Raw genomic sequence first — 10,407 nt, forward strand, 5'->3', positions numbered from 1 at the left:
GACGCTCGTGGTCGAGTTACGAGATCCAGCCTTGGCTCTGCAGCCATTGCCGGCAACGATCGATCCAGCGATCGCCGGTAGTAGGATTGTTCAGGCCATACCCATGGCCGCCCGCCGGATAGATCATGAGCTGCGCCGGAATCTTGTGAGCCTGCAAGGCCTGGAAGAACAGAATGCTGTTCTCGACCGGCACCGTCTGATCGTCCGCCGCGTGGATCAGGAATGTCGGCGGCGTTTCGCCTGTGACAGCCAGCTCCGCCGAGAAGCGTTTCATATCATCCTGCGATGGCGTGGCGCCCAGTAGCTGCTGGCGCGAGCCCCGATGCACCGTCGATTCGGTGAAGGTGATCACGGGATAGATCAGCATCAGGAAGTCGGGTCGCACATCGGCGCTCCTCCACTGAGGCAGCACAGGATTGCTGAACAGCGTGCCCGTCGTCGCCGCGAGATGCCCGCCGGCCGAGAACCCCATGACTCCGATGCGCTTCGGATCGATCTGCCACTTCTGAGCATCACGCCGCACGGTCGCAATAGCCTGCTGGGCATCCTGCAACGGCCCGGTGCGCTTGTCTTTCATGTGCTTGTCGCTGGGCGTTCGATACTTCACGACAAACGCCGTGACTCCCATGTCGTTGAAGGCGCGCGCCACGTCGTAACCTTCCTTGAGAACCGACGTGCCACGATAGCCACCGCCCGGCAGGATGACGACGGCGGCTCGCTTCCGATCCTGCTTTGCCGGGCGGTATGCCGTGATCGTCGGGCGAGAGGTGTTCTCGAGAAACCACGGCGCCTTGGGATCGCGCGGCGTTTCTTCGTCCGGCGCGACAATCGCGCCGGGAATATTCCCCGAGTACAACGGCTGCGCCGGCGGCTCGGCCGCCTGGACCGATGCCATCACTGCCAGCCCGCCCAACCAACCCAGCACGCTCTTGTTGGAAATCATGACTTCGCGGAATCCTCCAGCGCCTCGTAGCGCATATCACGAAATATCGCCGCGCCCTGCCCCGCCGCATAAAGCGCCGGCCGCAGGCTGAGGAAGTCGCCGGCCACGTTGTGGTGATAGCCCGAGACTTCCATCTGCACGTCGTACTTCTGCCACTGCTTGCCGTCGAGGCTATGACGAATCGTCACGATGTGACGGTCGTTCTCGATCTGCAGGTGCAGACGACGCTCGACGCCCGGCGGCATTTTGCCACGACGCTCCAGCCCATACCGATGCATGGTCAGACCGCGAGCATCGAAGCCCAGCCCACAATACAGCCGCTTGCTATAGAACAACAGCAGACCGGCCTGCACGTCGCCTTCGAGCTCGATATCGACGGTCACCCGATAGGCGATGTCCGGTGTGATGAAAGACATCGGCGAGCAGTCATTCGGCTGCGAGCCCTTGCCGGCAACGCGCAGCGCCTTGGCCTGGTACTGCACGCGCGACATCTCGTTCGGACCCGGATTGTAGAAGCCCCACTGCACGCCGAAACGATTGCTGGAGAAATCATCCGAGAGCGGCATGCCATTGGGCGATGGCTTGCCTTTCGCCGGCTTGGCGATGGGCTGCGACAGATCGCCGCCTTTCGCACGGAACCAGCCCTCCTTGGTCCATTCCACCGGATCGAGCAGCGCCTGCCGTCCCAGCGTCCAGTAACCGTTCTCGTAACCGTGGTAAACCATCCACCAGTCGCCGGCTGGCCCTTCGACCAGCGTGGCATGCCCGCGCGACCACCATTTCTCCTTCGCATCGTAGGTGCGAACGATGGGATTCGCGGGGTCGTTCTCCCATGGACCGTGAATCGATTTGGAGCGAGCGACGATCACCATGTGTCCGGTTGGCGGTCCAGCCGTGCCACCCACTGCAGTGATCATGTAGAAGTACTGGCCATGCCGCATGACCTTCGGGCCTTCGGGCGCGAATCCTTCGACCACCCAGTCCTCGGGGTAGCGCCACGGATCGTAGACGTGCTCGACCGGCCCGTCGGTTTTCAAACCATCATCGGTCAGTCGCACGCGATCGCCGCCGCTTAGAAACAAATAGCGCTTGCCATCCTCGCCGACCACGTGACCGGGATCGATGTGGTTCGGCAAGTTCAGATCGATGGGATCGCTCCACGGCCCGCGGATATTGTCCGCGTGGATGACATACGTTGACTTGCGATCAGGCCAGCGCGCCGGAATGTAGATGTAATAACGGCCCTTGTGCTTGATGAGCTCGCAGGCCCACACCGAGCCGATCGGCTTGGTGAGCGCGGCCACGACGGGCTGCCAGTTCACCAGGTCGCGCGAATGCCAGATCACGACGCCCGGATAGGCATCGAACGACGAGAACGTCATGTAGTAATCGTCGCCGTCCTTGAGAATGGTCGGATCGGCGTGATCGCCCGCCACGATGGGATTGAGGAACGTGCCATCGCCCAGGTCGGCCTGCCGTTGTCCCTCGATGCCTCGTCGCCACGTCTTCGCCGGCGCCTTCTCATCGTTCGCGCACGGAGTCGCACTTTGTGCCGCGACAGGAAGCGTTCCCGCTGCCGCACCCAGAATGGCCGAGCTCAACAGCTCGCGTCGACTGATCTCTGTCATTTCACCGCCCATCGGATGATATCGGTAACATTTCAACACGAAAGCAAGCGCTCGTGCTGGCGAGCGCTTGCTTCAACGAGGTACCGGCCTCACCAGAACATAGGCCCGGCGAACAGCGGCACCGTCAACGGTGTAGTCCAGGCCGGCGACAACTGATGATTCAACTCCGGCACCCAGCCCGCGTCCGCGCCGAGGTCGGGATCGTTGCTGTCGTTCCAAGCAGCGATGACATCGACCGGGTTGCGCGCGGGCGGCCCGACGAGCAGCGTCCCCGACGCGGACAATGCCGTGCCGTTGAACCGATCCAGAATCTGGTCCGGCATGAAGCTGCGCGGCGCGAGGAAGAAATTTTCTTCGGCATAGAGCGCCGACTCGATTCCCACGCCCCAACTGTACTGATAGTTCGGCGTGTTACGCACATCGTAGAAGTTGTTATATACGTGCACCTGGCCGAAGCGTACGCGCGGCACACGTTGTCCCACTCGCTCGAACAAATTGTGATGCAAGGTAACTCGCAGCTTGCCGCGATCCGCGGCGGCACTGTCGGAAGAGCCAATCAACATCACCTTGTCGTGATTGCGGAAGCGGTTCCAGGAGACGGTCACGAGGTCGGATGCGTTGGTGATATCGAGCGCGCCGTCGTGCTGCTGGAACAGCACGCCAAAGTAGCTCGGCGCGATGCTGTCGGCAGTGGTCTTGTCCTCGAACGTGTTGTGATCGATCCAGACGTTGTTCGAGTCGCGCAACGAGATCGAATCGTAGAGCGCATTCCAGGCGCCGAGCGACCCATCGGTCGGCGACCACTGCGGGAAGCAGTCGTAGGTGTCCTGGAATGTGATGTTGCGAATGATGATGTTGGTGCGGCTGTTAGCGACACCGGCCGTGCCGCGAATGTCCATCCAAGCGCCGCGAATCGTCGCTTTGTTCCCAACACCAACGATGGTCGTATTCGAACCGACACGGATTCGAACTCGTAACTGCTGCGCGGACGCCGATGCCGCGCGCGCCGACTCGAGCGGACCCGACGGATTCACTCGACCCCAGACAGCTGGATCGTAAGTGGCAAGGAAGGCTTCCGGCGTGTAGCCGTTGCGATAGTAGTCGCTGCAACTCAGCGGCTGATTGGCGTCGTCGACGTTGGCGTCGATGGCGCCTTTGACGTAGATGATCTTGGATTCGTTGGACGGATTGGCTGGCGAGGTCGAGGACACCACGCCGTTGTTGAGCGCTGCGATCAGCTCGCTGCGATTGGTGACGACATACACCTGCTCCGGCGCCGCCGCGGCGCCGCCTGTAACTCCGGCACCACTGGCGGCCCAACCATTCCCGGCAGGCAGCGTCTCGAGACCCAAATCTCTTCGATCATGCGCGTTTGCCGTTACGCAGCCCGCAGCTGCGAACAGGCATGCCGCGCGCAGTATTCCCTTCGCACGCATACATCCCCCTTCATTAGTGTTGTCCGGCGGCGTGTCGCCGCCGGACTTGTTTCCAAATCTCGACCCTCGTCTCGCGCGCCAGTTAGAACTTGTAACGCGCACCCAACAGATACTGGCGACCCTGGTGGTGGTAGTACGACAGGCGATCGCCGGTCGAGTCCACGTACTGGTCCTGGAACTGATCGGTGAGATTGAGCGCCTCGAGCGTGAGCGTGAGGTTGTCGTTCACCGTGAAGCTCGACGACGCGTCGATGGTCATCGTGTCCGCCGTTCCTTCCACGTCGTTGCCGTTACGGCCCGGAACCGTCGTCAGGAATTCATCGCGATAGGCGGCCGATACGCGCGCGCTGAACTTCTCGTTTTCCCAATACAGCGTCGCGTTGTAAGCCGACTTCGACAGACCCGTGAGATCTTCCTTGGCGGCCAGCGCGCCGGTCTGCGACAGGTACTCGATCTCGGACTCGACGCCGGTGTAGTTCAGGATCAGACCGAAGTTGCTCCAGAAGCCCGGCAGGAACGAGAACGGCTGCTGATAGCTGATCTCGAAGCCCTTCAGGTCGCCGCCGTCGGTGTTGGTCGGCAGCGAGAACTGCCAACCTGCCAGACACTCCGCCGCATCCGGAATGACCGTGCCGCACGCGGCGAGCGCGACGCTGTCCGGCAAGCCGAGCGGGTTGTTCTGGAAGTCGTCCGTGGCGCGGATGATCTGCACGAAGCTGTCGATGTCCTTCATGAACAGCGCCAGCGACAGCAGCGAGTCTTCGGCGAAATACCACTCGAACGACAAGTCATACGCCTTGGCGCGGTACGGATCCAGATTCGGATTGCCGGCCGACACGGTCTTGAGGGAAGCGGTGGAGGCTGTCACTGCCGCACCTGGCGCAAGAATGCCCAGGCCGGCCGTGCCGCCACCGCCGTTCGGACGCACCATCACCTTTGCAGCCGACGCGCGAACGACGAACTGATCCGTCACGTCGAGCGCGACGTTCAACGATGGCAGTGTGTCGCTGTAGGTCCGCTCGACGGTCGTCAACAGCGGCGCGCCAGCGGTAAAGGTGTAACCCGACGACGTTTGTTTGGTTTCGACGTAACGCACGCCGACGTTGGCGCGCAGCGGACGGTCGAACAGGAACGTGTTGAAGTCGGCCTGCAGGTAGCCGCCCGTGTCCTCCTCCTCGATGTTGTAATTGTTGGCCAACGCGGGCTCGATGCCGAGCGGGAAGCGCGAACGGTCGTAGATCCCGAACTGCGACGCGACGGCGTCGATGTCTGGAATCAGCCACGTGGTCGGCGTGCCATTGGCCACGTTCAGGTTGTTGCTGATGCTGACCAGCTCGCTGTAGGGCCCGACCGCCGTCGCGGGAATGCCCGGCAGCTGGTTTTCCTGGTTGCCGGTCGTGCCGTTCGAGCGGACCAGCGCAGTCGTGTCGAACTCGAACTTCTTGTACTGCGGGCCGGCCTTCAACGTGACCACGTCGGTCACGTCCCAGGCCACGTCGAACGACACGGTCTTGAAGGTATTTTCCGAGCTCTGCGGACGCAAACGAATCTGCGACAGCCGCCATGAGGCTGGATCGGTCACGTCGACATCGCCGTACGTGATCTGCGGCAGCCGGTCGTTGCCACGGAAATCGTAGGTATAACCGTCGACGTCATTGCGATCGAACAGCAGCGTGGTCTGAATCGGATTGTCGTGCTTGGCTTCCGAGTAGCCGACCAGGCCTTTGAAGCGCACCCGATCGGTGAATTCGTGCGTGCCTTCCAGCGTCAGGTGCGTGAAGTCGGTCTCGAGCTCGTCATGACGCGCTTCAGAGCGAATGTCGACGTTGTCGAACACGCCGTAGACGATCGTGTTGCTGTCGTCGACCACCGACTCGCGCACCGTCATGGCTGCGCTGCCAGCGTTATTGCCGCTGAATCCCGGCGCCTCGAGGAAGATTTCGTCGCGCTGGGCTTCGAACTTGGCGTGCAGAGCATCCAGGCTGATCGTCGTCTTGTCGGTCGGCGCCCACTGCAGCGAGCCGGTGAGGCCGAGGCGCTCCTGATCGTGCTTGTAAATGTCGTAGCGAGGAATGCGCGGAACGAAGGCCCCAGTGGGCCCAGCCTGCCAACGCACCGTGCTCGAACCTTCGTCGAGCAGCTTGCGCTCGCTGTACGCAACCGAGAACAACGCGCCAAAACGGCCGTCTGCAAACGTGTTGCTGATGAGGAAGGCGCCGCGCGGGTCGACGTCCTCTTGAATATCGTTGTAGCTGGCCTGTGCGCTGGTGACGACAGTGAAGCCGTCATAGTCGAACGGCCGGCCCGAACGCAGGTCGACGGTCGCACCCAGCGAGCCTTCTTCCACTTCGGCAGCCGACGTTTTGCGAATCGTGATCGAGTTGAACAACTCGGACGCAAAGGTATTGAAGTCGAACGAGCGGTCGCGATTGGTGCCGCCGGCAGCGTCGGTGCCGCCGTTCGCGCTCATCGCTTCCATGCCGTTGATTCGTACTCGCGTGAACTGCGGACCCAGGCCGCGCACGCTGATGTTTCGGCCTTCGCCCGCGTCGCGCGCGATGGACACGCCAGGCACGCGCTGAATGGACTCGGCCAGGTTCAGATCAGGAAAATCGGCGATGTCCTCGGCGACGATGGCATCGACCGCGCCAACGGCTTCGCGCTTTTGATCCAGCGCCAGGCTCAAGCTTTCCTTGAAGCCGGTGACGATGACCTCTTCCAGCGCGCCTTCCTGTTGAGGCGCCTGGGCCGCTTGTTGTGAAAATGCCGCAGCGCTGGCAGACAGCGCGGCAACTCCTAACACGGTCCGAACCGCAACGCGGATGGACCCGTGCCGACCTGACTTCGACATGATTGCTACCCCCATTCCAAATCGCCTAACCCGCTGATCTCGGCCATCGGCTCCTGGCGCCCGGGTATGGCCGCATGCCAACCCTTTGATTGGCCATCCCGAATTGGTGACACCGGTAGCATTTGGTAAACATGGCTATGACACCGGTGACAATGCGGAGGCTAACAGAGCACCCTGGCGGGCGGCAAGACACCCTGTTTGGTTTCCTTGCAACACCCAAAGCCGAGCCTGATCCGCCTACAATCCAGCCGCAGTGCTGCCATTCACATTTCCCACGGAACATTTGCCCGCATGAAACCGGCCATCGTTTGCTTCGGTGAAGTCCTGTTGCGTTTGTCCTCCCCAGGCAAGGAACTGCTGTTGCAATCGCCACGGTTCGACGCCCATATCGGCGGCGCCGAAGCGAACGTTGCAGTGTCATTGCATAAGTTCGGTCATCGCACGCGGGTCGTGAGCGCGCTGCCGGACTCGACACTCGGTCGCGCCTGCGCCGACGAGTTGCGCCGGCATGGCGTCGACACCGATTCGATTCATTTCGGCGACGGGCGCATGGGCATGTATTTCCTCACGCATGGCGCGGGTCATCGTCCGGCGGAAGTGCTCTACGATCGCGCGAATTCCTCGTTCGCAATCGCACCGCCGGCCACTTATGACTGGGCATCGTTGCTCGCAGATGCACGGTGGCTGCATGTTTCCGGCATTACTCCTGCCGTGAGTGCCGCCACTGCCGAGGCTGCTTCGCAAGCGATGCAGGCTGCACGCAAGGCCAACGTGCAGATTTCTTTCGATTGTAATTTCCGAGCGCGCTTGTGGGGCTCACGCTCCCCCGAAGCTCCGCGATTGTTGACTCGTTTGTGCGAACAAGCGGATGTGATCTTCGGCGACGACCGTGACATCGCCTTCATGCTCGGCTTCAAAGCGTCGGCAGCGGATGCACGGCGCGAGGCCGCCGATGTCGCTTTCAAAACATTCAAACATCTGCGCTACATCGTCTGCACCGAGCGCGCGCGTCACAGCGTCGACGTTCAACAGCTGACGGGTTTGCTGTTCGATTCGAAGAACGCCTACACCAGCCGCTCGTATCCTTTGCACAGCATCGTCGATCGCATCGGCGGCGGCGACGCTTTCGCCGCGGGCGTACTGCATGGATTGCTGACAGGCATGACGCCACAAGAGTCCATCGACTTCGGCGCCGCCGCGGGTTGCCTGAAGCATTCGATTCCAGGCGACTTCAACCTGTTGGGCGTGTCCGACGTGGAACTGTTGTTATCCGAGAAAGGCGGCGACGTCCGCCGCTAAAGAGCTATTATTGTCCTCCCTTTTTCGCCGCACGCCCGACCTGCTCTGCGGGCGTTCTGGTGTGCGGATCGCGCTGTTTGGCGGAGGACACATGTACGAGTTCAAGCGGTTTTATATCGATGGCGCCTGGGTCACCCCGCCGGGGCGCCGCGAGCTGGCGGTCATCAATCCGGCGACCGAGCAGCAGGTCGGCACGATCATGCTCGGCACGGCCGAGGACGTCGATGTGGCAGTGAAAGCGGCGCGCGCTGCTTTCGAAACCTATTCGCAGACCTCGCGTGAAGAGCGCGTCGCGCTGCTCGAGCGCATCATCAAGGTCTATCAGAGCCGGATGAAGGACGTCGCCCAGGCGATTTCCGACGAGATGGGCGCGCCGATGAAGTTTGCGTTGAATGCGCAGGCCGGCAGCGGCCTCGGACATTTCATGTCGACGCTCGCGGCACTCAAGGAATTCGAGTTCGAAGAAACATTGGGCACCACGCAGATCCGTCGCGAGCCGGTCGGCGTCTGCGGCTTGATCACGCCGTGGAACTGGCCGCTCAATCAGATCGGCTGCAAAGTCGCGCCCGCGCTCGCGGCCGGCTGCACCATGGTGCTCAAGCCCAGCGAAGTCGCACCGCTCAGCGCGCATATTTTCGCCGAGATCATGCACGAGGCTGGCGTGCCGAAAGGCGTGTTCAACATGATCGATGGCGACGGCCCGACCGTGGGCGAGGCGCTGTCGCGTCATCCGGACATCGACATGATGTCCTTCACCGGCTCGACGCGCGCTGGCGTGCAAGTCGCCAAGGCTGCCGCGGAGACGGTGAAGCGCGTGTCGCAAGAACTGGGCGGCAAATCGGCCAACATCATTTTGGAAGACGCCGATCTGAACGCCGCGGTGAAGAGCGGCGTGTTGTCGATGATGTCCAACACCGGCCAGTCGTGTAACGCGCCCTCGCGCATGCTCGTGCCGAAGAAGCTGTATGAAGAAGCGGTGAACATCGCGAAAGCCGTCGCCGCCAAGCCCGTCGTCGGCGATCCGAAGAAGGACGGCGTGACCATGGGCCCGGTCGCCAACAAAACTCAGTTCGAGAAAATCCAGCGCTTGTTACAGACCGGCATCGACGAAGGCGCGACCGCGGTGGTCGGCGGTCCGGGCCGGCCGGACGGCATCGACAAGGGCTATTTCATCAAGCCCACCGTGTTCGCGAACGTGAACAACAACATGACCATCGCGCGCGAAGAAATCTTCGGCCCGGTGCTCGTGATGATTCCGTACGAGACCGAAGAGGAAGCGGTGCGCATCGCCAATGACACGGTCTACGGCCTGTCCGGCTATGTTTATTCCGGCGACATCGAGCACGCCCGCAAAGTCGCGCGCCGGCTGCGCACCGGCATGGTCCATCTGAATGGCGCCTCGACGGATGTGAACGCGCCGTTCGGCGGTTACAAACAATCGGGCAATGGCCGCGAGTGGGGCAAGGAAGGCCTCAAGGAATTCCTCGAGGTGAAGGCCATGATGGGCTATTCGGCGGCCTGACCCGCTCGCGCTATGGCAGCGGCCCGTGATCCGGATTCGATGCCGGCACGGGCCCGGTGCGGCGATCGTACAGACGCCGCACTTTGATTCCCGCCAGCTCGCTATCGCCGCTCCACTTCATCAGATATTCGAGCTGGCCGGTCTTGGTCAGACGAAACTGCTCCAACGCCCGCGGCCCGCGGCGCACGCGCCGTTCGATCACGAACCACTCGCCGTCCCAGCCGACCCACGAATCCGCGAGCTGACCTTCGGGCATCGACACCTGCGTGTGGCTGCCGGCCTGGACCCGTCGCGAATCGACAGCGGAAATCACATCGAAGCGGCCCGAATCGACTTGTTTGATCTCCAGCGTGGGACTGACACCGAGCATCCGGAGCAGATTTTCCTGCTGCTGCTTCTGCCAGGGTCGCGGGCCACGACGCCGGCTACCCTCGCCCGCTGGCGGCGCATCGACATCGATCGGGGGCGGAATATTGGCAGGCCGCGACTCTTCTTCCCGCCGCCGCATGCGTTCGAATCGCTCCCATTCCTTGGACTGTTTCTCGAACAGCAGCGCTTCGGGATCGTCGCTGACGGCGCTGTTCAGCACCCAGAAACCGGTCAGATCGATGGGTTTCTTGGGAGCGGCGGCATAGTCCGCCAAGGCCAGCGCGGACCAAAGGCACAGAGCGAGTGTGCAAAATGACCGGTTGAACAAGGTGGCTCGCGCGTTATGGCAGATGAATGGA

Annotated in this window: 7 protein-coding genes; 2 read left to right on the forward strand and 5 right to left on the reverse strand. The window is 62.0% G+C overall.

Annotated features, from left to right (window positions below; all coding sequences use genetic code 11):
- Positions 1-16 precede the first annotated feature (16 nt).
- From GYH35_RS21425 to GYH35_RS21440, 4 genes are all read right to left on the reverse strand, one after another.
- Positions 17-943 (reverse strand): alpha/beta hydrolase, encoded by a 927-nt coding sequence (locus GYH35_RS21425; RefSeq protein ID WP_202624473.1) that lies wholly within the window; start codon positions 941-943, stop codon positions 17-19.
- The gene (locus tag GYH35_RS21430; protein WP_161829462.1) at positions 940-2,571 is read right to left on the reverse strand and encodes a family 43 glycosylhydrolase; all 1,632 of its coding nucleotides are present in this window, start codon (positions 2,569-2,571) and stop codon (positions 940-942) included. The genes GYH35_RS21425 and GYH35_RS21430 overlap by 4 nt, the downstream gene beginning before the upstream one ends.
- 89 nt (positions 2,572-2,660) lie before the next feature.
- Positions 2,661-3,923 (reverse strand): pectate lyase family protein, encoded by a 1,263-nt coding sequence (locus tag GYH35_RS21435; protein WP_161810597.1) that lies wholly within the window; start codon positions 3,921-3,923, stop codon positions 2,661-2,663.
- A 166-nt stretch (positions 3,924-4,089) separates the two neighbouring features.
- The gene (locus tag GYH35_RS21440) at positions 4,090-6,810 is read right to left on the reverse strand and encodes a TonB-dependent receptor (RefSeq protein WP_202624474.1); all 2,721 of its coding nucleotides are present in this window, start codon (positions 6,808-6,810) and stop codon (positions 4,090-4,092) included.
- A gap of 339 nt (positions 6,811-7,149) precedes the next feature.
- On the opposite strand from GYH35_RS21440, the gene GYH35_RS21445 reads away from it, so the two are divergent.
- Entirely contained in the window at positions 7,150-8,157 is a 1,008-nt protein-coding gene (locus tag GYH35_RS21445) for a sugar kinase (RefSeq protein WP_161810595.1), read from the forward strand.
- Between the two features lie 91 nt (positions 8,158-8,248).
- Entirely contained in the window at positions 8,249-9,679 is a 1,431-nt protein-coding gene (locus tag GYH35_RS21450) for an aldehyde dehydrogenase family protein (protein WP_161810594.1), read from the forward strand.
- A gap of 10 nt (positions 9,680-9,689) precedes the next feature.
- On the opposite strand, the gene GYH35_RS21455 is transcribed toward GYH35_RS21450, so the two are convergent.
- Positions 9,690-10,322: a hypothetical protein gene (locus tag GYH35_RS21455; protein WP_161810593.1), complete on the reverse strand. Its 633-nt coding sequence runs from the start codon at positions 10,320-10,322 to the stop codon at positions 9,690-9,692.
- Positions 10,323-10,407: the final 85 nt, after the last annotated feature.

This window comes from Steroidobacter agaridevorans (genome assembly GCF_009932555.1).
Classification (GTDB): domain Bacteria; phylum Pseudomonadota; class Gammaproteobacteria; order Steroidobacterales; family Steroidobacteraceae; genus Steroidobacter; species Steroidobacter agaridevorans.

What these genes read in the sequence shown, in the direction of transcription:
- GYH35_RS21425 (WP_202624473.1), bottom strand. Translation starts at nt 943, where the DNA reads ATGATTTCCAACAAGAGCGTGCTGGGTTGGTTGGGCGGGCTGGCAGTG.
- GYH35_RS21430 (WP_161829462.1), bottom strand. Translation starts at nt 2,571, where the DNA reads ATGACAGAGATCAGTCGACGCGAGCTGTTGAGCTCGGCCATTCTGGGT.
- GYH35_RS21445 (WP_161810595.1), top strand. Translation starts at nt 7,150, where the DNA reads ATGAAACCGGCCATCGTTTGCTTCGGTGAAGTCCTGTTGCGTTTGTCC.
- GYH35_RS21450 (WP_161810594.1), top strand. Translation starts at nt 8,249, where the DNA reads ATGTACGAGTTCAAGCGGTTTTATATCGATGGCGCCTGGGTCACCCCG.